The 21,978-nt window shown below is 69.2% G+C and carries 22 protein-coding genes; 12 read left to right on the plus strand and 10 right to left on the minus strand.

Features of this window, described 5'->3' with window-relative positions; genetic code table 11:
* Positions 1–14 precede the first annotated feature (14 nt).
* The 3 genes from AHIS1636_RS10815 (at position 15) to AHIS1636_RS10825 (ending at position 3,318) form a co-directional block, all read left to right on the plus strand.
* A complete protein-coding gene (locus tag AHIS1636_RS10815; protein ID WP_264795820.1) occupies positions 15–1,151 on the plus strand; it encodes a hypothetical protein in 1,137 nt (378 codons plus the stop codon).
* Positions 1,152–1,220: 69 nt separating this feature from the next.
* On the plus strand, positions 1,221–2,627 hold the full coding sequence (locus AHIS1636_RS10820) for a sensor histidine kinase (RefSeq protein WP_264795821.1): 1,407 nt from the start codon (positions 1,221–1,223) through the stop codon (positions 2,625–2,627).
* A complete protein-coding gene (locus AHIS1636_RS10825) occupies positions 2,620–3,318 on the plus strand; it encodes a response regulator transcription factor (protein ID WP_264795822.1) in 699 nt (232 codons plus the stop codon). Before AHIS1636_RS10820 ends, AHIS1636_RS10825 begins: the two co-directional genes overlap by 8 nt.
* 12 nt (positions 3,319–3,330) lie before the next feature.
* On the opposite strand, the gene AHIS1636_RS10830 is transcribed toward AHIS1636_RS10825, so the two are convergent.
* A complete protein-coding gene (locus AHIS1636_RS10830) occupies positions 3,331–3,564 on the minus strand; it encodes a metallothionein (protein ID WP_264795823.1) in 234 nt (77 codons plus the stop codon).
* A 134-nt stretch (positions 3,565–3,698) separates the two neighbouring features.
* On the opposite strand from AHIS1636_RS10830, the gene AHIS1636_RS10835 reads away from it, so the two are divergent.
* Positions 3,699–4,637 (plus strand): transposase, encoded by a 939-nt coding sequence (locus AHIS1636_RS10835; protein ID WP_264795824.1) that lies wholly within the window; start codon positions 3,699–3,701, stop codon positions 4,635–4,637.
* A gap of 93 nt (positions 4,638–4,730) precedes the next feature.
* Here AHIS1636_RS10835 and AHIS1636_RS10840 read toward each other — a convergent pair whose 3' ends face one another.
* On the minus strand, positions 4,731–5,138 hold the full coding sequence (locus AHIS1636_RS10840) for a hypothetical protein (protein ID WP_264795825.1): 408 nt from the start codon (positions 5,136–5,138) through the stop codon (positions 4,731–4,733).
* 17 nt (positions 5,139–5,155) lie between these two features.
* Complete coding sequence (locus tag AHIS1636_RS10845) at positions 5,156–6,673, minus strand: MDR family MFS transporter (protein ID WP_373875818.1); 1,518 nt, start codon at positions 6,671–6,673, stop codon at positions 5,156–5,158.
* 349 nt (positions 6,674–7,022) lie between these two features.
* Here AHIS1636_RS10845 and AHIS1636_RS10850 point away from each other — a divergent pair, with 349 nt between their 5' ends.
* From AHIS1636_RS10850 to AHIS1636_RS10860, 3 genes are read left to right on the plus strand one after another with little or no spacing between them, the layout of a single operon-like run.
* Positions 7,023–8,483 (plus strand): DUF3375 domain-containing protein, encoded by a 1,461-nt coding sequence (locus AHIS1636_RS10850; RefSeq protein WP_264795826.1) that lies wholly within the window; start codon positions 7,023–7,025, stop codon positions 8,481–8,483.
* On the plus strand, positions 8,480–9,250 hold the full coding sequence (locus tag AHIS1636_RS10855) for a DUF4194 domain-containing protein (RefSeq protein ID WP_264795827.1): 771 nt from the start codon (positions 8,480–8,482) through the stop codon (positions 9,248–9,250). Before AHIS1636_RS10850 ends, AHIS1636_RS10855 begins: the two co-directional genes overlap by 4 nt.
* The gene (locus AHIS1636_RS10860) at positions 9,247–12,603 is read left to right on the plus strand and encodes an ATP-binding protein (protein WP_264795828.1); all 3,357 of its coding nucleotides are present in this window, start codon (positions 9,247–9,249) and stop codon (positions 12,601–12,603) included. The genes AHIS1636_RS10855 and AHIS1636_RS10860 overlap by 4 nt, the downstream gene beginning before the upstream one ends.
* 39 nt (positions 12,604–12,642) lie before the next feature.
* Here the strand turns inward: AHIS1636_RS10860 and crcB are convergent, their stop codons facing one another.
* The gene (crcB, locus tag AHIS1636_RS10865) at positions 12,643–13,008 is read right to left on the minus strand and encodes a fluoride efflux transporter CrcB (protein ID WP_264795829.1); all 366 of its coding nucleotides are present in this window, start codon (positions 13,006–13,008) and stop codon (positions 12,643–12,645) included.
* On the minus strand, positions 13,005–13,445 hold the full coding sequence (locus AHIS1636_RS10870) for a fluoride efflux transporter FluC (protein WP_264795830.1): 441 nt from the start codon (positions 13,443–13,445) through the stop codon (positions 13,005–13,007). The genes crcB and AHIS1636_RS10870 overlap by 4 nt, the downstream gene beginning before the upstream one ends.
* Before the next feature lie 112 nt (positions 13,446–13,557).
* Between AHIS1636_RS10870 and AHIS1636_RS10875 the strand changes: the two genes are divergently transcribed.
* On the plus strand, positions 13,558–13,872 hold the full coding sequence (locus AHIS1636_RS10875) for a GNAT family N-acetyltransferase (RefSeq protein ID WP_264795831.1): 315 nt from the start codon (positions 13,558–13,560) through the stop codon (positions 13,870–13,872).
* A 140-nt stretch (positions 13,873–14,012) separates the two neighbouring features.
* Positions 14,013–14,423 (plus strand): hypothetical protein, encoded by a 411-nt coding sequence (locus AHIS1636_RS10880; protein WP_264795832.1) that lies wholly within the window; start codon positions 14,013–14,015, stop codon positions 14,421–14,423.
* Here AHIS1636_RS10880 and AHIS1636_RS10885 read toward each other — a convergent pair.
* The 3 genes from AHIS1636_RS10885 to AHIS1636_RS10895 form a co-directional block, all read right to left on the minus strand.
* Positions 14,407–14,691: a DUF3040 domain-containing protein gene (locus AHIS1636_RS10885; RefSeq protein WP_264795833.1), complete on the minus strand. Its 285-nt coding sequence runs from the start codon at positions 14,689–14,691 to the stop codon at positions 14,407–14,409. The two genes, AHIS1636_RS10880 and AHIS1636_RS10885, sit on opposite strands and share 17 nt — an antisense overlap.
* 231 nt (positions 14,692–14,922) lie before the next feature.
* Entirely contained in the window at positions 14,923–17,745 is a 2,823-nt protein-coding gene (locus AHIS1636_RS10890) for an aconitate hydratase (protein ID WP_264795834.1), read from the minus strand.
* Positions 17,746–17,839: 94 nt separating this feature from the next.
* Positions 17,840–18,739: a glucose 1-dehydrogenase gene (locus AHIS1636_RS10895; RefSeq protein WP_264795835.1), complete on the minus strand. Its 900-nt coding sequence runs from the start codon at positions 18,737–18,739 to the stop codon at positions 17,840–17,842.
* Positions 18,740–18,910: 171 nt separating this feature from the next.
* Here AHIS1636_RS10895 and AHIS1636_RS10900 point away from each other — a divergent pair, with 171 nt between their 5' ends.
* The 3 genes from AHIS1636_RS10900 (at position 18,911) to AHIS1636_RS10910 (ending at position 20,617) form a co-directional block, all read left to right on the plus strand.
* The gene (locus AHIS1636_RS10900) at positions 18,911–19,330 is read left to right on the plus strand and encodes a MarR family winged helix-turn-helix transcriptional regulator (protein ID WP_264795836.1); all 420 of its coding nucleotides are present in this window, start codon (positions 18,911–18,913) and stop codon (positions 19,328–19,330) included.
* A gap of 91 nt (positions 19,331–19,421) precedes the next feature.
* Positions 19,422–19,811: a ferritin family protein gene (locus tag AHIS1636_RS10905; protein WP_264795837.1), complete on the plus strand. Its 390-nt coding sequence runs from the start codon at positions 19,422–19,424 to the stop codon at positions 19,809–19,811.
* Positions 19,802–20,617: a family 1 encapsulin nanocompartment shell protein gene (locus tag AHIS1636_RS10910; protein WP_264795838.1), complete on the plus strand. Its 816-nt coding sequence runs from the start codon at positions 19,802–19,804 to the stop codon at positions 20,615–20,617. The genes AHIS1636_RS10905 and AHIS1636_RS10910 overlap by 10 nt, the downstream gene beginning before the upstream one ends.
* Before the next feature lie 90 nt (positions 20,618–20,707).
* Here AHIS1636_RS10910 and AHIS1636_RS10915 read toward each other — a convergent pair whose 3' ends face one another.
* Together AHIS1636_RS10915 and AHIS1636_RS10920 are read right to left on the minus strand one after the other, a co-directional pair.
* Positions 20,708–21,010 (minus strand): DUF4193 domain-containing protein, encoded by a 303-nt coding sequence (locus AHIS1636_RS10915; RefSeq protein WP_262106043.1) that lies wholly within the window; start codon positions 21,008–21,010, stop codon positions 20,708–20,710.
* Positions 21,011–21,198: 188 nt separating this feature from the next.
* Positions 21,199–21,960, minus strand: coding sequence for a M50 family metallopeptidase (locus AHIS1636_RS10920; protein ID WP_264795839.1), 762 nt, complete (start codon positions 21,958–21,960; stop codon positions 21,199–21,201).
* Positions 21,961–21,978: the final 18 nt, after the last annotated feature.

A 21,978-nucleotide genomic window follows, 5' to 3' on the forward strand; every position in this document is an offset into this window, starting at 1 on the left:
GCCAGACTGAAGCCATGGCTATTTCACCCCCACCGTCCCCCGGTCCCCTGCCGCCGTCAGATAGCACCTCGGGTGCCGTATCCCGTAGTTTCCGCGTGCGCGGGGACGGGCTGGTTTCCGCCGCCCCGCTGCTGACCGCGGTAGCCGCGCTCAGCTACGCCGCCGCCGCCTTCGCCGTCGTCTTTACCGGCGGTACCCTGCCGCTCGCCGACCCCGCCGTACCCGTGGCATTGGCCCCGCTGAACGGTCCGCTTGGCGAAGTGCTCCTGTACCTGCTGCCAGCGGCCGCCGTGCCCGGCGGCCTGCTGGCGCTGGCCGTCCACGTGCGCCGGCGCCCGCGACGGCTGCTGGTCGGCGCGGCCGTCACCTTTGCGGGCCTCTATGCCGCGGCGGTCCTGCTGCTCATCGTGGACACCCGCATCCTGACCATGCTGGGATATGTTCCCTTCCTGCTGGTCCTCGCGCTGACCGATCCGGCTGCCCTGCCGGGAGATTACGGCTGGCCGATCGTCGGGCACCAGGTCGTGCTGCTGGCCGGGGTCGCGCTCTGGGCCATGACCGCGGCCGCCTGCCTCCGGAAGTCCCAAGGCGGCTGCCGGCGCTGCGGCCGCCGAAAGGGTGGCGGCCCGTTCACCGCCAGCGCCGCCCGCAGCTGGGGTAAGCCCGTAACCATAGCCGCCGCTGCGATTCCTGCGGCCTATGGAGCCACGCGGTTCGCGTGGGCAGCCGGGATCCCGCTGGGGATCAGCCCGGAGGTCCTCGCCATGATGCAGGAGACCGGGATGGTGTACGCAGGCCTCGGCCTGGCCTCGATGGCGCTGCTTGGCACGATCCTGACGCTCGGGCTCCTCCAGCGCTGGGGTTCGGCCGTTCCCCGCTGGATCCCGTGGCTGGGCGGACGCCGGGTGCCGGTCCGGCTCGCGGTCATACCCGCCGGCCTGGTCTCCGTCGTGGTAGTCCCGGCCGGAGCCACCTATTTGAGGATCTTCACCTCGGGAATCTCCACCGGCATCCCGTTCGATGCGGTCAACTGGGCCACCGGCGCGCCCACCCTGCTCTGGGTCCTGTGGGGCCCGCTGCTGGCGGCCGCCACGCTGGCCTACTACCTGAAGCGGCGCCCCGGCTGCCTGCGGTGCGGACGGGAAGGATGACCGGTGCGGGGCACGAAGGCTGATCCGGCGCGGGCGCACCTTCCCGGCCGGATAGGCAAGAATAGGGCCATGACCGAGTCGGGCCGTCCCGTGGCGCGGCGGGCGGGGCTGATCTTCAGGCACTTTGTGTTCATGATGATCGGCGCCCTGCTCGCCGTGCCGTATTTCGCGGTGTTCATCTGGGCCACGCAGCTGGCGGCGGTGAGTGCCGGCCTGGCGTCGTTCGCCTTCGCGATCCTCTTCGCCCTTCTGGCCGTCCCTGCTCTGCTGCCCGTGACGCGTGAACTCGAGCGCACGGCGGTGCGGGAACTGCTGGCGGTGGACCTGCCCGGCTCGCCGGACATGTCCGCCCTGCCCGGCCAGCCAGGCCGGCCAGGCTTCGGCCGGCGTTGGCGCGGCGCGGCTTGGTACCTGATCCACCTGCTGTCCGGGTCCCTGCTGCTGCTCGCCCTGGTTGTGGCCGGCCCCGTGCTTCTGTCGATCATTTTCTCCTGGCTCGCAGGAAGGCGGCAGGCCGTCGCGGAGGTGGCCGCCGCCGTCGTCCCCTTTGCGGATACGGCGACGGCCGCCCTCTGGGCCGCCGGACTGGGACTGGCCGTGCTGGTGTTCACGGTGTTGACCGGCAGCGCCCTGCCGCACTGGGCCCGCGGCCTGCTCGGGCCGGGCCCCGAGGAACTGGCAGCCCTGGACGAGGCGCGCGCCCGCGACGACGCGAGGCGGAACGGGCTGGCCCGGGAGTTACACGATTCCGTCGGGCACGCGCTGACCGTCACCACGCTGCAGGCCACCGCCGCCCAGGGCCTGCTTGCACGCGATCCCGCGGCGGCGGCGCGTGCCATGCAGGCCGCCGCCGAGACCGGCCGGGCAGCCCTCGCCGAACTGGATCGCGTCATCGGCATCCTTCGGTCGCCCGTCCCCGAGGAACCCGGTGCCGGCCTTGAGGAACTCCCGCGCGTGCTCGCCCGCTTCGCCGGCCAGGGCCTGGCGGTGGAGCATGATCACGACGGCGAGGGGCTCGCCCGGCTCCCCGGGGACGTCTCGGCCGCCGCGCTCCGGATCCTGCAGGAGGGCCTGACCAACGCCCTGAAATACGGGCACCCGGCGCGGGCCCGGCTCCGGATCAGCGCCGACGCCGGCACTCTGCGCGTCCGGCTCAGCAATCCCGTCCGTGCGCGGGCAGATGATGCCGGCGCGGTTGCCGGTTCCGCGCCGGCACCGGGGGTCGCGGCCCGTAACGCCGCAGCCTCGCCGGGACCTGCCGTTCCAGGCGCTTCCCCTCTTGCCTCCGCCGGGGGCCGCGGCCTCGACGGCATGCGCGAACGCGCCCGGCTGGTCGGCGGGACCGTGCAGGCGGGATTGGCGGACCGCCAGTGGATCCTCGACGTCGCCCTGCCGATCCCCGGCACACCCGGTTCCGGCGGCGCGGCCGGGCGGCGAGGGGTGGATGCCGCCGCCGGGGGTGACCGGCATGAGTGAGCCGATCCGTATCCTGCTCGCCGACGACGAGCCCCTGATCCGCTCCGGCCTCTCCGCCATCCTGTCCCTGGAGCAGGACCTGGCCGTCGTGGGTGAAGCAGGCGACGGGGCCGAAGTCTGGACCCAGGTCCGGCGGCTGGAACCGGACGTCGTCATGATGGACGTCCGGATGCCGCGGATGGACGGCATCGAAGCCACCGCGCGGCTCGTCGCGGACTCGGGACGGCTCAACCGGGTCCCGCGGATCCTGATCCTGACCACCTTCGAGAGCGACGACTATGTCTACGACGCCCTCAAGGCCGGTGCCGACGGTTTCCTCCTCAAGCGTGCCCGCCCCGATGAGCTCATCCGCACCGTGCGGGCCGTGGCGGCGGGCGAGTCCATCGTCTTTCCGGCCAAATTGCGCGAACTCGTGGCCGGGAGGCGATCGCGGGGACTGGCAGCCGCACCGGGCGGACAGGCCGCCGGACCGGACCTCGTGTCGCGGGCGGGGCTCAGCGTCCGCGAGGCCGAAGTCCTGCGACACATGGCCGAGGGACACAGCAACCAGGAAATCGCCGGCCTGCTGTTCCTCGGGGTAGAGACGGTCAAGAGCCACGTCGGCTCCATCCTCGCCAAACTGGGCGTGCGGGACCGGACGCAGGCCGTCATCGCCGCCTACGAGTCCGGGTTCATCCGTCCCGGTCGCTGAATGTGCCCCGGGCTACGCCCGGTCGGCCAGGTCGGTGTGCCCTGATTCGCGTGCGCAGTGTGCACAACAGTAGATCTGACCGCCGGCCTCTACACCGTGGCCCAGGATCCGGCAGCTGCAGTGGGCGCAGGCCGGTGCCATGGCCTGCACGGCACATTCGAAACTGTCGAAGGTCTTGGTCTCCTCGCCCTTCGTGATGGTGAACGTCTTGTCGTAGGTGTTGCCGCAGGTATCGCACGTCGCCATGGCGAGGCTCCCTCTTCGATCGCGGCGGCCACCGGAGCCGCCGGCTGCCGTTGCCGTATCCGGCACGAGCCAACTTACTCGCGCCCGCGGCAAATGCAACGCCCAAATCCGGGCCCGCGGGTAAGGTGAGGTCCGTGGACCTCGTGACCATCGCCGTCGAACTCTACGCCCTGATGCCCGATGAGTTCACGGCGGCGCGGAACGCGAAGGCGAAGGAACTCGGCGCGGCCGGCGAGAAGGAACTGGCCCGGCAGGTCAGGGCGCTGCCCAAGGCGTCCGCGGCGGCGTGGCTGGTCAACATGCTGGTCTCGCGGCGGCGCGAGGAAACGGACCAGGTGCTGGAACTGGGGGCGGCGCTCCGCGAGGCGCAGGAGGAGCTGGATCCGGGGCAGCTGAAGGAGCTCGGCCGGCGGCGTCACCAGCTCCTGGCTGCCATCGTGAAGGAGGGACGTTCGCTCGCCGGGGAACTCGGTCATCCGATCAGCGCGGCCATCGGCGACGAGGCAGAGCAGACGCTCCGGGCGGCGATGGCGGATGCCGATGCGGCCGCCGCCGTGGCCAGCGGCCGGCTTGTCAGGTCGTTGACCGCCAGCGGGCTGGAACCGGTAGAGCTCGACGGCGCCGTGGCCGGACCGCTGCCCTCCGTGCGTTCGGCGCGGACCGGCCGGCCGGCGAAATCCACCAGGCCCAAGGTGGTCGAGGAGCCCGTCCCTGCCGGGAAGCGGCGCGCCGACCGGGCAGAGCGTGCCGAGCAGCGGAAAGCGGAAGAAGCCGCGCGCGCTTCCCAGCAGGCCCGCGCGGAACTGGAGCGGGCCGAGAAGCGGGTGGCCAAGGCCGAGGCGGAGGCGGAGAAGGCGCAGCATCGGCTGCAGGACGTGGCGGCGCGGCGGGAAGAACTGGCCGGGGAGCTGGCGGAGCTCAAGGCGCGGATGCGCGAGCTGGACAAGGAAATCGCCGCCGCGGACCGGGAGGCGGATATCGCCCAGGCTGTCAAGGAGGAAGCCGAGGCCGGCCTGGGCAAGCTCGAGGCCGAGGCTTACCGGGCCCGGAAGCGGCTGGACCAGCTCGGCTGACCTTGCGGGTTGAACGCGCTCGGGGCTACGAGACCGTTTGATCCGGCCCGGCCGTAGCGCGGCTCGGACCGGTCAAACCGGAAAGGCCTGGACCTAGTTCTCGGCGTTCTCCGCCTCTTCACCGTTCTCGGAGTTATCCGAGTTACCGGACTCGTGCGTGTTCTCCGAGGAGCCGGAGCAGTTCGCGCCCAGCTGCCGGACGGCCTCCGCGGGAACCGCGTCGCCGGCCTGGGCGACCTGGTTGAGCGGCCCGGTCACGGACTCGGGCGCGCCCGCCCTCTCGGCGGCAGAGACCAGGCCGGCCAGGAACTGCTGCTCCGACGCGCTGACTGCACCGTCGTCGAGCACGCCGCAGATCTGGTCGGTCACTTCCTGGACGGCAGCGTTGGTGATGTCGTCGACCGCCTGGTTCGCGGCATCGGAGGCGGCATCCCCCACCGCGCTGCAACCGGTGGCAAGGAGGGCAAGGGGCACAAGGATCAGGGCTGAGAAACGGCGCATCGCTGACCACCCTACCGTCAGTGGACCGGAACGCCCGCTTCGGACGGCGCGGCCACCTCCGGCAGCCTGACGAAGAAGCCCGCGACGACGCCCAGGACGGAGATCACGGCGCCGCACAGGAAGGCCGCATGGATGCCACCGGCCAGGGCCTGCTGCTCCCCCGCCCCCGTGGCCGCGAGCGCGGCCGACTGCAGCGTCATCACCGAGATGAACAATGCCGTGCCGGCGGCACCGGCCAGCTGCTGCACCGTGCCGACCACCGCGGAACCGTGCGAGTACAGCTCCGGGCGCAGCGAGGCCAGCGCCGAGGTCAGCAGCGGCGTGAAGGTCAGCCCCAGTCCCACGCTCAGGCACACGTGCGCGGCCAGGACCAGGAACACCGGCGTCGTTTCATTCATCATCGCCAGGCCCCAGAACACCAGGCTCACCAGGACCGTACCGGGCAGCACGAGGATCCGGGCGCCGCGGGCGTCGTAGATCCGTCCCACCACGGGCCCGAGCAGGCCCATGACCAGGCCGCCGGGCAGCAGCAGCGCCCCCGTGGCCAGCGGGTCCAGCCCGAGGACCGACTGCAGGTAGATCGGCAGCACGATGATCATGCCGAACAGCGCCATCATGAGCACGACGACGGTCAGGATCGAGATCGTGAAGGAGCGCGAGGCGAACGTGCGCAGGTCCAGCAGGGCCCGGTCCGTGCGCTGCAGCCGGAGCTGCCGGAGCACGAAGAGCAGCAGCGCCGCTCCGCCGACGACGAGCGGCAGCCATGCCGGCATCGTTCCCCCGCCATGGGCCGCTTCGCCCAGCTGGCTCAGGCCGTAGATCAGTCCGCCGAAGGCGAAGGCCGACACGACCACGGACAGCACGTCGATCGGCTTGTGCTTGGGCTCGGTGACGTTCTGGATGCGCAGCAGGCCCATGGTCAGGGCGGCCAGGGCGATCGGCAGCACCAGCCAGAACATCCAGCGCCAGTCGAGGATGCTGAGGATGAACCCGGAGATGGTCGGGCCGATGGCCGGTGCCACGGAAATAACGATCGAAATGTTGCCCATGACTTTGCCCCGGGACGACGGCGGCACCAGCGTCATCACCGTCGTCATCAGCAGGGGCATCATGATCGCGGTTCCCGTCGCCTGGACCACCCGGCCCGCGAGCAGGACCTCGAAGCCCGGTGCCAGCGCGGACACCAAGGTGCCCAGGCTGAACAGGCTCATCGCCGCGGCAAACACCGGGCGGGTATTGAAGCGCTGGAGCAGGAAGCCCGTCACCGGGATCACCACCGCCATGGTCAGCATGAAGGCGGTCGTCAGCCACTGCGCCGCGCCGGCAGTGATGTCCAGGTCCTCCATCAGGCGCGGCAGCGCCACACCCATGATGGTCTCGTTGAGGATCACCACGAACGCCGACACCAGGAGCAGCGTGATCACCGTGCGGTCGCGCGGGGACAGCTTCTCCCCGACGGCGGAGGATTCAGCGGGCGCCTGGGGCGGCTGCGGCGGTGCCTGCCCGGGTGCAAGGGGCGATTTGTTGTCAGGCACAGTATTTCCTTAAGGAGCGCAAGAAGAAGAAAGAAGAATATGGGGCGGAACCGGAAGCCTGCCTAAGTGATCGGCACATCTCAATCAGTAAGCCCAAGCAAACAGCATAAACGCCGGCCGGCTCCAGGTCTATTCCCCAACCCCGAGGTTTGCGTCCGTCACACTCGTTCCGGCCCGAGGGTTCGTGGGCTTCGCGCGCACGGAAAGCCCCGGCGGCCCGGAAGCCTGGGCGTCACCGGCCACGCCGGCGCCGGATAGGAGGACCGGAGCTGCATCGATTAAGATCGATGGTCGGGTCCCACCTCAGCCAGAGTCCCACCGCAGCCAAGCGGCCGGCAGAAAGTTCTTGATGCGTTCCACTCAGCAAGCCGTCGCCAACTGGCATGCCCAGAAGGAGTTCAAGCTCTCTCCCGCATGGAAGCTGCTGTCGGCCGCCCCCTGGACTGTCGCCTTCTTCCGGTCCGAGTTCACCTCGAACCGGCCGCGGATCGGGATGGAGGAGTTCCACGCATCGCTGGCCGCCTTCATCGCCGAACTGCGCGAGGAGCACCTGAGCCTGAACGAACAGTGGCAGGCGTCGAACTACGCGGACTCGTGGGTCCGCCAGCAGTTCCTGGCCCGCCCCATGATCGACGGCCAGTTCGTCTATGAACCGACGGCGTCCACGCAGCGCGTGCTGAACTTCATCGACGGCCTGACCCGGGAGCGGACCAACCTGAACTCGTCGCGGCTCAATACGCTGCTGACGAGCATCGAGTCGCTCGCCCACGAGACCGATCCCGACGCGGACACCCGGATCCGGCAGCTCGAAGCGGAAATCGAAGAGCGACAGGCCCAGATCCGGGCGCTGAAAGCCGGCGCGGAACCAGACGTGCTCCCGCACGATACGGCGGTGGCGGCCGCACGGAGCATCCTGGACCTCGCCTCCAGCCTGCCGGCCGACTTCAAGCGGATGCGCGACGGCGTCGAACGGATGCTGCACGCGATCCGGCAGGAAATCATGGAATCGAGCGTGGCCAAAGGCGTCGCCGTCGGACAGGTCCTGGAAGGCGACCGGCAGCTGCGCAGCACCGCCGAAGGCGAGACGTTCCGCGGCTTCACCGAATTCCTCAATGATCCGCAGCAGCAGTCGCGGTTCCGTCAGGCCGTTCGCGAAGTACTGGAGCGCGAATTCGTCGAGGAGCTGGCCGCTGACGAGCGCCACACACTTGCGAACCTGGTCCGCGAGCTGCGCCGGCAGGCCTCCGAGGTGCACGCGATCTACGGCCGCCTGTCGGAGAGCCTGCACACCTACGTCCAGAGCGACGAGTTCCGCGAATCGATGCTGCTGCGCCGGGCGATCCGGGCCGCCGAACTCTCGGTGGCGCGCTCCCCCGCGCTGCGCACCCGCACCCCCGTAGCCCGGCTCCACCTCTTCGCCCCGGAGTTCGAGACCCTCGCCGGGATCGGACTCTTCAACCCCGATGACCATGTTCCGCCGCCGAAGCTGGCGGACCCGCCGCAGCTGGGCGAAGCGGACATCCAGCGAACCCCGGCAACCCCGAAGGCGGACTTCGCCGCCATCAAAGCCGCGGTGGCCGAGGCGACGGCGGCCGGACCGGGCGGCCGGGCCACACTCCGGGCGGTGCTGGACCGGCTGCCCGCGGGCCACCGGCACATCAACACCGTCCGCGGGCTGGTGCTCACCGCGCGCAATACCGGGCAGGACGTTTCCGGCGACCGCTTCGAAGAGGTCGAGTTCACCGAGCTTGGCGGCGCCAGCCGCAAGGCCTACCTGCCGCTCATCACGTTCACGAAGGAATCCGCATGACCGCCGCTGACCTCCCTTCCGACGTCGAGAACGGCTACCGCGCCGAGCGGCAGCTTTTCGACGGCGATACCGGCACCTTTGCCCTGGCGCTGCGGCAGGCGATCGTGCGGTTGCTGCGGGGGCCGTATATCGACGGCGTGGCCGAGCCTCGGCTGTGGAGCACCATCCTCGACAATCGCAGCGCCATCGCCGACTACTTCTGCGAGATCTTTCTGATCCTGAGCCTCGACCCGGAACGCAAGATTGCCATGCTCGCCCCGGCGGAGGTGGACGCAGTGCATACGACCGCCATCCAGCCGCGCAAGCCGCTGCGCCGCGAGGAGACCCTCCTGGCGCTGCGGCTGCGCCTGCTGCTGGACCGGCACGCCGGTTCCGGGACGGACGCCACGATCTCACGTGCCGGAGCGCGCGAGATCCTCGAGGAACACCGGCAGCCCGGCTCGGCCGACGACAAGCGGCTGGAGGAACTCACCGACGCCTCGATCCACCGGCTCCTGTCCCTGCGGCTGCTCCTGCCGACGGAGCTGGAGGGCGTCTACCGGGTCAGCAGCGCGCTGGCCATGGCGCTGCCGTTCGACCACATCGACGAAATCCCGCCCTATCTGGAGGCCCTGGCCCGGAGCGCCGGGACCCTGCCCGCCGACGGGGATGGCGGCCCCGACGAATCCGGCGAATCCGACGACGACGCCGGCGGCACGGCGGACGGGAGCGACCTGATGGAGACCGGCCCGATGGCTGTGGCCGAAGAAGAGGATGACGACCTGTGAGCATCGCGCAGACGCTGCCGTTGGGCGAAGAGATCAATCCGGGCCAGTACAGGCTGAGCAGCATCCAGGTGATCAACTGGGGCACGTTCCACGGGCGGCACTCGATGTACGTCGACCGGGCCGGCACCCTGCTGACCGGCCATCCCGGCGTGGGCAAGTCCACCCTGTTCGACGGCATCCAGCACATCTTCTATGCGGCGCCGCGACTGAACGAGTCCGCGAACGAGGCCAGCAACCGGCAGGACCGGCGCACCACGTACAGCTACATGCGCGGGCGCAAGGCCAAGACCAACGCCGGGGTCACCTACCAGCGCCCGGGCGCCACATGGTCGGCCATCGCCCTGGTGTACGACGACGGCCTGGGTCGCCAGGTGAGCATCGCGGCACTCTTCGACCTGCCGGCCAACGGTCTCGAGGGCCAGGTTGGCAAGCACTACGTCATCCACAACCGGCCGCTCGACACGGCCGCCCTGGAGAACCACGGCGGGCGCCGCTTCTCCCCCACCTCCCTCCAGGCGGCGCTGCCGGGCTGCGAAGCCTTCGACGTCCACAAGGCATTCGCCGAGCGGTTCCGCCGCCGGCTCGGCATCGACAATGACAAGGCCTTCAGCCTGCTCCGCACGCTGCAGAACGGCAAGGGTCTGGACAAGGGTGTGAACAAGTTCTTCCGCTACGAGGTGCTGGACATCCCCTCGACCCTCGCCGCTGCCGCGGGCGCCGCGGAAGACTTCAGCCATCTGCGCGGGATCTACCGCCAGCTGGAAGACGCCCGCGGCCAGCGCGACGCCCTGGCCAAGGTACCGGAGCAGCACCGCCGGTACCGGGAACTGGCCGGGCTGCTCGGGCGCAACACCGAGCTGGCCACCGTCCAGCTGCCGCGGCTGCGGCAGCAGCAGGCCGCGGCGGTGCTGGCGGCCGGGACGAAGCGGCTGGAGGACCAGCGCGCGGAAACGGCGGCGCAGATCGAGGCCGAGGCCGCCGCGAAGGAGAGCCTGGAGGAACGGGTCCTCTCGCTCGAGGAGCGCCATGCCAGCCACGGCGGCCGCGCCATCGAGTCACTGGAGCGGGACATCCGCGCCGCCGGCGTGGAGCTGGAGCAGCGCGAACGGGTCGAATCGCAGGTCCGGCGCGAGATGGACGACGCCGGGCTGGGGCTCGAGTGGTCCGCGGCGGGTCTGGCTGCGGCCCGGGAAGAGGCCGCGCGGACCGTCGATTCGCTCGCCGAGGAGGCCCAGGCCGCGCGGACGCTGGAATACGAAGCAGTCGCCGCGAGCATCAATGCCAAGGACCGCGAGAAGAAGCTGCGGGCGGAGATCGCCTCCTACCAGCGGCGCGGGAGCAATATCGACGGCGCCAGCGCGGCGGCCCGCCGGCAGATCAGCGCCGCGACCGGTATCGCCGCCGAGGACATGCCGTTTGCCGGCGAGCTCGTGGACATCGGGCCGGAACACCTGGCCTGGCGTCCCGCGGCGGAGAAGGCGCTGCGTTCCCTGGCCACCACGCTGCTGGTCCGCGGCGAACACCTCCGCGCCGTCACCCGCGCCATCGACGGACTGCAGGCGCACGGCAAGCTGCGCTGGATCAACATCGCCTCGGAGCCGCGCCCGGCCACCGCCGGCCCGGCGGACCTGGTCACCAAGCTGGAATTCAAGAACTCCGACGCCGGTGCCTGGCTGCGGGGCAAGATCACCGCGGACTACGCTTTCACCTGCGTCGAATCCGACGAGGGCCTGCATAACGAGGACAAGGCCATCAGCCTGGCGGGTACCCTCAAACTCGGCCGCAGCGCCTTCGAGCGCGACACCCGGACCGTCAACCCCGGCGACTATCTGCTCGGCTTCAACAACACGGAGAAGATCGCCCAGCTCCAGGCGCAGGCCGAGGCCATCCGGCAGGAGCAGGAGGACGCCGCGGAGCTCGCCGACGAACGCAGCAAGGCCAAGGACGCACTCTCCGGCCGGCTGGAGGCCCTGCAGCGCGTGGCCGCGGACCGGCGGGAGTTTGCCGCCGTCGATGCCTCTCCGCTGCGCACCGCGCTGGAGGCGCTGCAGGACCGGCTGCGCGAAACCGTGGACAGCAGCGCCACCCTCGCCGGCATCCATGCGGAACTCAAGGCGGCCAAGGCCGAGCTGGAGGCCTGCGTCGGCCGGCTGGCGGTGCAGCGCAATGAGCTCCAGGGCCTGGACAAGCGGTTGGAGCAGTCCCGCACCGCTTGGAAACAGACCGATGCCCAGGCGGCGGCCAACGTCCCGGCTGAGTGGGCTGCCGAGGCCCTGGCCGCCTACGTCCCGGTGCCGGCAGACCAGCAGTCGCCATCCGACGGAGCCTCGGCTGATTCGTCCGGGCCTGCCGCTTCCTCCGGGCTGGACGCGCTCGAAGCCCGGTTCCACGCGGCGCACCTGAGGCTGAACGAGGAAGCCGCCGCGCTCCGCGAGGAACTGCACCGCACCGAAACCGCGCTGACGGACACCTTCAAGTTCTTCGCCCGCGACTTCGGCGAGCACTTGAACGCATCCTTCGGCACCGGCGTCGAAAGCGCCGCGCAGTACGAGGCGCTCTACGAAAGCATCATCGACGAAGGCCTGCCGCAGCGCGAGGACGAGTTCCGCGAGTACTTCAACAACCGCTCGTACGAGCGCTTCTCCGACCTGCTGCAGCTGCTGGAGGAGGAACGCCGTGCCATCGAAGAGCGGATCCTGCCCCTAAACCAGATCCTCGCCGACGTGCCCTTCGACCACGGCAGCCGGCTCAAAATCGAAGTCAGGACCACCATTCCGGAGGAGGCACGGACCTTCCGCACCCAGCTGAAGGAGGCGCTCGGCAACGCCTACGTGAAGCAGACCCCGGAGCAGATGTCGGCCAGCTACCGGGCGCTGGAGCGCATCGTCGAGGCGCTGAACGATCCGGCGCGGCAGCACTGGCGGGACACCGTCCTCGACGTCCGCCAGCATGTGACCATCAGCTGCAACGAACACCGGCCGAACGGCGAGATCGAGACCGGCCTGGAGCCGGGCACGCTCTCCGGCGGCGAAGGCCAGCGCTTCACCTCGTTCATCATGGGCGCCGCGCTGGCCTACCAGCTCGGCATCGCCAGCCAGGGCTACAGCAGCTACGGCACGGTCATGATCGACGAGGCCTTCATCCAGGCCAACTCCGAATATGCCGGGGCCGGCATCAATGCGCTGCAGGAATTCGGCTTCCAGCTGCTGCTGGCCGCTCCCGAAGACAAGGTGGACCTCTCGCGGCATCTCGGCTCGATTACCGACATCATCAAGCACCCGGACGCCAATGTGTCCGGCTTCGTGGTCTCCGGCAAATCGCCGGCGACGGCCACCGAGATCGTGCTGCGCTGATGGGAAGGGCGGGTGCTGCCGGCCGAAGCCCGCTCAGGGTCAGGCCGCCAGCGCCAGCCCCGCCGCGCAGGCCACCGCGGTCAGCAGGATTGTCCCCAGTGCGTTGGCGAGCGCGGATCCCCAACGCGCCCGCTGGACCAGCCGGACCGTATCCACGCTGGCGGTGCTGAAAGTCGTGTAGCCGCCGAGGAACCCCGTCCCGAGGATCAGCTGCAGTTCCGGCGCCGCCTGGTGCGAAAGCACGGCGCCGGTCAGCAGTCCCAGCAGGAAGGAACCCGTGGCGTTCACCAGCAGGGTCCCCAGCGGAAAGGCGGCACGCTCCACCCACTGGTGGACGAGGCCATCGACCAGGAAGCGGGTGCCGGCGCCGGCGCCGCCGGCAAGGGCCATCAGCAGCAGCGTCATGCGCCGCGGCCGCCCCAGCGCGACGCCGCGGCCACTCCGGCCAGGCTCGCGAGGAAGCCGCCCACCAGGGTGAGGAGCCAATAGCCGGCAGCCAAGCCTGGCCCGGATGCGGCCAGCAGCTGGTTGCCCTCCAGCGCCAGCGTGCTGTAGGTGGTAAAAGCCCCGATGAACCCCGTTGCCGCCACCAATCGCAAGGCCCGGCGGCCGCCGTCGTCCGGGGCCCGAAGCAGCAGGAACTCCAGCAACAGTCCAAGCGCAAACGCCCCGCCGAGGTTCACCGCCAGTGTGCCCAGCGGCCAGCCACCCGCCGGCGGAAGCAGCCGTGAAACGACGAACCGTGCCAGCGTTCCAAGCGCACCGCCGGCCACCACGAGCAGGATCGCGCCGGGCTGCAGGTGCAGGGGCCGCTGGTCTGGACCGTCGGTCGGGGTGTGCATGCGCCTCCTGAAAATTTTTCCTTGACCCATTGAACCCGATGCCTCACGCTTACGTCTAAGGAGTATCCGGCGCGTTCTCCTCGTGCCGGGCATTGCCAGAGGGGGGATTCCAATGCCTGCCGTCCAAGACGACCATCTGAGCGCACAATTCACGATTTATTGGGATGGAGTAGTTGCCGGTTCACTGCGCTACCGGCTCGAAGGAAATGAAATCTGGTTCCTGCGGACCACGATCGACCGTGGCTTCAGGAACCGGAATCTCGAAACCGTGTTGGTGATGAACGCCCTCGACAGCGCCCACCGCCGGCACCTTGCGGTCCGCCCGTTCGATCGCACGGTGCGCAAGACCATGGTGGAACATCCTGAGTACCACCACCTGCTGGCCCGGCGCCAGGCCGTGCCCGCCCGTTCCCTGGCCACTCGATAGGCGTCCGGGGACCTGCCGGCGCCGCGGGCCGGGACCAACGACGGCGGCGCGCCCATCGCGGGAGGTCCGGCTGCCGCGCTGCCCCACATGTGCGGCGCGGCAGGAGCCTGCCTGTCAGTGGCGGTGGCTAAGGTGTTGGCATGGATCCGAATCTGCCCCCGGACGTGCATCGGCTGCCCCGCCGTCACAGCGGCCGTGACTTAGCCCCCGGGCACGCCCTGCCGGACGGCCCGGCAGTCCGGGATGCGGTGGAAGTAGCCGCGCTGTTCTGCGAGGCGCTCTTGGACCGCCGCCATTACCGGGCCACGCTGGAGAGCCTGGTGGTGCCCGGGTCGCTGGCTGGCTGGGGCGACTTCAGCGCGGCGGCCCGGATCATGGAGGCCATTCCCGAGCCCGAATACCTGGCAAACGGCACGCAGCCCGACCGGGGCGCGGTCGAGGTGGCCGTGCGGTCCACCCTGCCTGCGGGCACGCACGCAACGGTGGAAATGGTCTGGCAGGAAAGGATCGGAGCCTGGCTCGTGGCCGGGATGGCTAGCGCGCCGGCGTGACGTCGGCGGGCCCGGTCCCCGTGCCGTGGGCGAGGAACAGGCCGACGGCGATGCCGAGCAGTCCGATCGACGCGACCGGCACGAGGGAGGCATACAGGCCGAGCAGGATGGCCACGGCCCCCAGGAAGGCCAGCAGCCACCCGGCGAGCAGCCGGTTTCGATGGGATGCTGCGGGCGCGGCCAGGAACTCGTGGAGTTCCGGGGCCTCCGTCCTGAGCTGCTGCTCCAGCAGCCGAAGCTGTTCGCGTTCGTAGTCAGAAAGCGGCATCGCCGTCTCCGACTCCTGTGAAGTCGGGACGCACGCGTCCTTGCGCTGAAAGTTCCATGGTTTCTCCCGTGAGGGCCTGCTGCCACCGTTGTGGCCTGCAACAGATTACGAGATCTCCCGCCGCCCTGCGAGGCAAGACGCGCCGGGAAAATGCCGGGGCGGCGGCCCGGATCTCCGGGCCGCCGAAGCCGCTCCGTTCGTGCGGCTCTCCTGCACCGTTCCGCGGCCGTCCTACACCGCGAGCTGGCGCAGGACGAACTGCAGGATGCCGCCGTGGCGGTAGTAGTCGGCCTCGCCCGGCGTGTCGATCCGGACATCGGCGTCGAACTGCTTCTGTGACCCGTCCGCGGCCGTCGCGGTGACCCGCACGGTCCGGGGCGTGGCGCCGTCGTTGAGCGCCGTGACGCCTTCGATCGCGAAGGTCTCGGTGCCGGTCAGGCCCAGGGACTCCGCGCTCTCCCCCGCCGGGAACTGGAGCGGCAGCACGCCCATGCCGATCAGGTTTGACCGGTGGATGCGCTCGAAGCTCTCGGCGATCACGGCCTTCACCCCCAGCAGCGCGGTGCCCTTGGCCGCCCAGTCACGGGACGAGCCGGAGCCGTACTCCTTGCCCGCCAGGACCACCAGCGGAATGCCGGCGGCCTGGTAGTTCATCGCCGCGTCGTAGACCGTGGACTGCGGGCCGCCTTCCTGGCTGAAGTCGCGGGTGAAGCCGCCCTCCACGCCGTCCAGCAGCTGGTTTTTAATGCGGATGTTCGCAAACGTGCCGCGGATCATCACCTCATGGTTGCCGCGGCGGGAACCATAGGAGTTGAAATCCTTGCGCTCCACGCCGTGCTCCAGCAGATACTTGCCGGCCGGGGTGTCCGACTTGAACGAGCCCGCCGGGCTGATGTGGTCCGTCGTGACCGAGTCCCCCAGCTTCAGCAGGACGCGGGCCCCGCTAACGTCCGTTACCGGCTCCGGGCGGGCCTGCATGCCCTCGAAGTACGGGGGCTTGCGGACGTACGTGGACTGCGGGTCCCAGGCGAACGTGTCCCCGGACGGCGTCGGCAGCGACTGCCAGCGCTGGTCGCCGTCGAAAATGGTCTCATAGCTCGAGGTGAACATTTCCTTGTCGATCGACGAGTCGATGATGCGCTGGACCTCGATCGGATCCGGCCAGATATCCCTGAGGAAGACGTCGTTGCCGTCCGGATCCTGGCCCAGCGGATCGTCCTCGAAGTCGAAATCCATGGAACCGGCCAAGGCGTACGCCACCACCAGCGGCGGCGAGGCCAGGTAGTTCATCTTCACGTCCGGGTTGATCCGGCCCTCGAAGTTGCGGTTGCCGGACAGCACGGCCGAGACGGCGAGGTCGTTGTCGCCGATGGCCTGCGAGATCTCCTCCTCCAGCGGCCCGGAGTTGCCGATGCAGGTCGTGCAGCCGTAGCCCACCAGGTAGAAGCCGAGCTTCTCCAGGTACGGGGTCAGGCCGGAGCGCTCGTAGTAGTCCGTGACGACCTTGGAGCCGGGGGCGACCGAGGTCTTGACCCACGGCTTGGACGCCAGGCCCTTGTCGACGGCGTTGCGCGCCAGCACCGCGGCGGCCAGCATGACCGACGGGTTGGACGTATTCGTGCAGGAGGTGATCGAGGCGATCGTCACGGCGCCGTGGTCCAACCAGAAGTTCCGTCCGTCCGGCATCGTCAGCTCCACCGGGTGGGTGGCGCGGCCGGAGTCCGGATCCGTTTTCTTCACGGTCAGGTGCGAAGGGTTCTTGACCTTGCTGCCGGCGTCCGTGTAGGTCGGCGGGTCGGAGGCCGGGAAGGTCTCCTCGACGGCCTCGTCCACGCTCGGCCCCTCGGCTTCCACCTCCTTGTGCACGTAGTTCTCGAGGTCCCGGTGGAACTGCATCTTGGCGTTGGTGAGCTCGACCCGGTCCTGCGGGCGCTTGGGCCCGGCGATGGACGGAACCACGGTGGAGAGGTCCAGTTCGAGGTACTCCGAGTACCTGACCTCCTTGGAGGGATCGTGCCAGAGCCCCTGCTCCTTCGTGTAGGCCTCGACCAGCGCCACGTCCTGCTCAGAGCGGCCGGTGAGCCGCAGGTACTCCAGCGTCACCTCGTCGATCGGGAAGATCGCGGCCGTGGAACCGAACTCGGGGCTCATGTTGCCGATCGTGGCGCGGTTGGCCAACGGCACCGCAGCGACGCCGTCGCCGTAGAACTCCACGAACTTGCCGACGACGCCGTGCTCGCGCAGCATCTCGGTAATAGTGAGCACCACATCGGTCGCCGTCGCCCCGGCGGGAATCTCGCCGGTGAGCTTGAAACCAACCACCCGGGGAATCAGCATCGACACCGGCTGGCCCAGCATCGCGGCCTCGGCCTCGATGCCGCCGACGCCCCAGCCCAGCACGCCGAGCCCGTTGACCATGGTGGTGTGCGAATCCGTGCCGACGCAGGTGTCCGGGTAGGCCTGCAGCGTCCCGTCCACCTCGCGGGTCATGACGGTGCGTGCCAGGTACTCCAGGTTCACCTGGTGCACGATGCCCATGCCCGGCGGCACCACCTTGAAATCGTCAAACGCGGTCTGGCCCCAGCGCAGGAACTGGTACCGCTCGCCGTTGCGCTGGTATTCGATCTCGATGTTCCGCTCGAGGGCCTGGGCGTTGCCGAAGACGTCGATCTGGACGGAGTGGTCGATCACCAGTTCCGCCGGCGCCAGCGGGTTGACGCGCTTCGGGTCCCCGCCTAGGTCCACGACGGCCTCCCGCATGGTGGCCAGGTCGACCACGCACGGGACACCGGTGAAGTCCTGCATGATCACGCGCGCCGGGGTGAACTGTATTTCGGTGGCAGGCTCGGCGTCCGGATCCCACTGCGCCAGCGCGTTGACGTGGTCCGCCGTGATGTTCTGGCCGTCCTCCGTGCGCAGCAGGTTCTCCAGCAGCACTTTAAGGCTATAGGGAAGGCGCTCGGCGCCGTCCACCGCGTTGAGCCGGAAGATCTGGTAGCCGGTTCCGGCCACATCCAGCGTGCCCTGTGAACCGAATGAATTGACTGAAGCCATGGTGGGGTCCCTTCGAAGACCGATGGGTGGGGCTAGGACTAGGCTATTTCGCTTGCTTGTCGTTTGTACATGGACGGTTGTGTATGGACGGCGGTCAGGCCAGGTGCATGCCTCCGGTGACGCCGATCACCTCGCCGGAGACGTAGCGCGCGTCGTTCGAGGCGAGGTAGACGAAGGCCCCGGCGACCTCGGCCGGCTGGCCGGCACGACCCAGCGGCGTCGCGTCGCCGAAGCTCTCCAGCTTTTCCGGTGACGTGGTGGCCGGCTGCAGCGGCGTCCAGATCGGTCCCGGCGCCACGGCGTTGACACGGATGCCCTTCGGGCCCAGCAGTTCGGCCAGGCTGAAGGTCAGGTTGTTCAGCGCGGCCTTCGTGGCGGCGTAATCCATGAGGCCAGTGGAGGGGTGGTAGCCCTGGATCGAGGTCGTGTTGATGATGGCCGAGCCGGCCGACAGGTGCGGCAGCGCGGCCTGGATCATCCAGAAGGTGCCGAAGACGTTGGTCTCGAAGGTCCGCCGCAGCTGCCCGGCGGTGATGTCGGCGATCCCGTTGGGCTGCTCCAGGTGGTAGCCGGCGTTGTTGACCAGGATGTCGAGCCCGCCCAGCTCTTCGACCACCTCGGCGACGGCCTTGGCAGCGTAATCCTCCTCCCGCACGTCCCCGGGGACCGCCAAGGCCTTGCGGCCCTCCGCGAGGACCAGTTCCAGGCAGTCCTGCCCGTCCTCTTCCTCCTCCTTCAGGTAGGAGATTGCGACGTCGGCGCCCTCCCTGGCGAAGGCGAGCGCGACGGCGCGGCCGATGCCGGAGTCTCCCCCGGTGATCAGTGCCTTCCTGCCCTCGAGCCGGTTGTTGCCGCGATAGCTGTCCTCGCCATGGTCCGGGCGCGGCTGCATCTCCTCGGTGAAACCCGGATACTCCTGGGTCTCGGTGGAAATGTCGACCTTCGGCTCACGGGGATTCTCCCCGTCCAGCGTCCCGTGCGGCTCCTCGCTCATGCTGTCCTCCTCGTCAGGTGGTGCAGACGGGTCCGCGGTTCGCCTGCGCGGGCCCGTTCCTCACGCTATAAGCGCCCCGGCACCGCGGCAAGGCACCTGCCCAAGCCGGGCTCCGCCGTCGTTGTTCTGCGCCCTTGCCCCAGGTGTTGACCGGCTTTGTATGGTGGGTGCATGGCAGAACAACGTCCCCTTGGATTCTGGCTCCGGCTGGTCGACGGCCTGATCAACGAGCAGTTCGACACCATGGTCGAGGAACACGGCGTCACCCGGCGCCAGTGGCAGATCCTCAACGTGCTGGCGGAACAGCCCTCGACCGCGGCCGAACTGAACGACGCGCTGAAGCCGTTCTTCAGCCAGACCGCGGATGAGTCGTCCGCCGAGCACCTGGATGAGCTGCTGGAGAGCGGCTGGGTCTCCAACGCGGACGACCGCTTCTCCCTGACCGACCTGGGCCGCAGCAGCCTCGCGTCGCTGGGCGAGGTAGTGGACCGGAACCGCCAGCGGATCACCGAGGGCGTGTCCGCGGACGAGTACGACGCGGCCCTCGACGTGCTGCAGCGGATGGCGCGCAACCTGGGCTGGGACGGCTGACCGCCGCAGGGTAGTCAACCCCGTGGCGGCTCGCTAGGCTGGCGGATAGGCACTGTGCACGGTTCCGACGACCTACGTCAAAGGATGTCCGATGGGCTTTGACCAATACCACGAGCCGGCCGGGGAGCTCTCGGCCGAGACCCGCACCTTCGCCCGCATGTGCGCGAACCTGACGGAGGAAGCCGAGGCGATCGGCTGGTACGAGCAGCGGATCTCGCTGGAACCCGATCCTGCCGCCCGCGCCATCATGGAGGACTCCATGGGCGAGGAGTTCAAGCACTTCAGCATGGACCTGGAGTTCCTGCTGCGGCGCAAACCGAAATGGCGCGAGACCGCCCGCGGAGTGCTGTTCCGCGACGGGGACATCGTGGAACACGGCGAGGCCGCGGAGGCCGCCGCGAGCGGTTCCGCCGCAGAGCCGGCGGCTTCCGATCCCTCGCTCGGCATCGGGAGCCTGAAGGGGCAACAGTCATGGCGATGAACCATCTCCTGCGCGAGCACGCGCCGATTTCCGACGGCGGGTGGCGGCTGCTCGACGAAGAGGCCCGGCAGCGTCTCACCGTCGCGCTGGGCGCCCGGAAGCTGGTGGACTTCAAGGGTCCGCTCGGCTGGGAATACTCTGCCACCAACCTCGGCCGGACCGAGGACGTGGACGGCTCTCCCGCTGACGGCGTCTCGGCACTGCGCCGGCGGATCCTGCCTCTGGTCGAGGTGCGGGCCGACTTTGCGGTCTCGCGCCACGAGCTGCTCAACCACGACCGGGGTGCCGCGGATGTCGACCTGACTGATCTGGACGAGGCAGCCCTTCGGATCGCCAGCGCCGAGAATGTGGCAGTGTTCCACGGCTGGCCGGGCGCCGGCATCACCGGCGTCACTGAGGCCACGCCGCTGTCCCCCGTGCCGCGGGTGGAGGACTTCAACGACTACCCCAAGCGGATCGCCAAGGCCGTGGCGGTGCTGCTCAAGGCGGGCATCGGCGGCCCGTTCGGGCTGGCGCTCGGGCCCGGCCACTACACCGCCGTCGTCGAAACCGCCGAACGCGGCGGCTACCTGCTGGCTGAGCACCTCCGGCGGATCCTCGACGGTCCGATCGTGTGGGCGCCGGGTGTCCGAGGTGCCGTGGTGATGAGCATGCGCGGCGGAGACTTCCTGTTCGAGTCCGGCCAGGACCTGTCGCTGGGCTACGACCATCACGACGCGGAGAACGTGTACCTCTATATCGAGGAGTCGTTCTCCTTCCGGGTGGCGACGCCGGAGGCTGGCATCCACTTGACCAGCAGCGGCTGAGGCACCGGGAGGATGGCGGAATCCGGCCCCGGGCACCAAAAAACCCCGCGCTGGCGGGCGCGGGGTTTGATGTTGCTGTACGCGGGCTGCTTAGCCTTCGCAGTCGCGGCAGTACAGTTCGCCGTTCTTTTCGCGCGCCACCTGGCTGCGGTGGCGGACCAGGAAGCAGGAAGAACAGGTGAACTCGTCCTCGCGCGGGGGGACGACCTGGACTACCAGTTCCTCGCCGGAGAGATCGGCACCGGGGAGGTCGATGCCTTCAGCGGTGTCCGAATCTTCAACATCGATGATTGCGGTCTTGGCGCCGCCCCCACGCTGGGACTGCAGCGCTTCCAGGGACTCGTTACTCTGGTCTTCGTCCTTGTTGCGGGGTGCGTCGTAGTCGGTTGCCATGCGGGTTTAGAACTCCTGAAGCTGTTGTCGTATTGACGAGGTGTCGGCCCATTTTAGCGTCTCGCACTGATTAATCAACATCTATTTTCCTCGTCGCGATGATAACGAGTGGCGGGGGCCAGTAATTCCCGCTGGCGAGGCGGATTTTCGCCGGATGGATCCGCGGCCGAAGCGGCCGGCCGGCGGGGTCAGGCGGGGAAGCCCGCCACCGCCGCAACGGCCATTCCGGCGTGCACCCAGCAGGCGGTGATCACGGCTGCAAAACCGGCGAGCCACAGGGCCGACGGGACACCCGTGCGGCGGGCGAGAATGTGGGCGTCCGAATTGGCCAACTGGTGGCGCCTGCGGGTGTGCACACCGAGCAGGTTCAGCCAGTCCCGGACGGATCCCACGAGCAGCCCGATCCCGAGGGCCAGGGTCAGGTGGCCCAGCAAAGCCGCCGGCGCGAACCAGACCAGGAGGCTGGATGCGAGGGCCAGCCCGACGGCGATCACCGCGCCCTGGGCGTTGCGGATAAACAGCAGCGTGGCCAGGAGCAGCAGCGCACTTACGGAAAGCGCGAGGGAGGACCAGCCGCTGAAGGCAGCCAAAACCAGGATGCAGCCGACGACCGCCGGCACGGGATAGCCCCAGAACCCGGTCCAGGCAGCGCCGGCGCGGCCGGACCCGCGGCTCATCATGGCGCCTGACTGATCGAACCTGAGATGGATCCCCTTGACGAGGCGCCCGGTGGTCAACGCGGCGAAGGCGTGGCCAAGCTCGTGGACCATGGTGACGAAGAGCCCGAAGTACCGCCAGCTGGCCCGCGGAACGGACACCGCCAGCGCAACCGCGAGGATCAGGCCAAGCTCCAGCAGTGTCGGCTCCAACCCCGCGTCCCGGTGGAAGCCGGCGAGGATCCTGCTCCACCATCCGGCGCCGATTCCGTGCAGGTCGTTCAGATCCATCATTCCCTTTTGTCCAGAGCC

Origin of the sequence: Arthrobacter mangrovi (assembly GCF_026011795.1) — a bacterium.
GTDB classification, from domain to species: Bacteria; Actinomycetota; Actinomycetes; order Actinomycetales; family Micrococcaceae; genus Crystallibacter; species Crystallibacter mangrovi.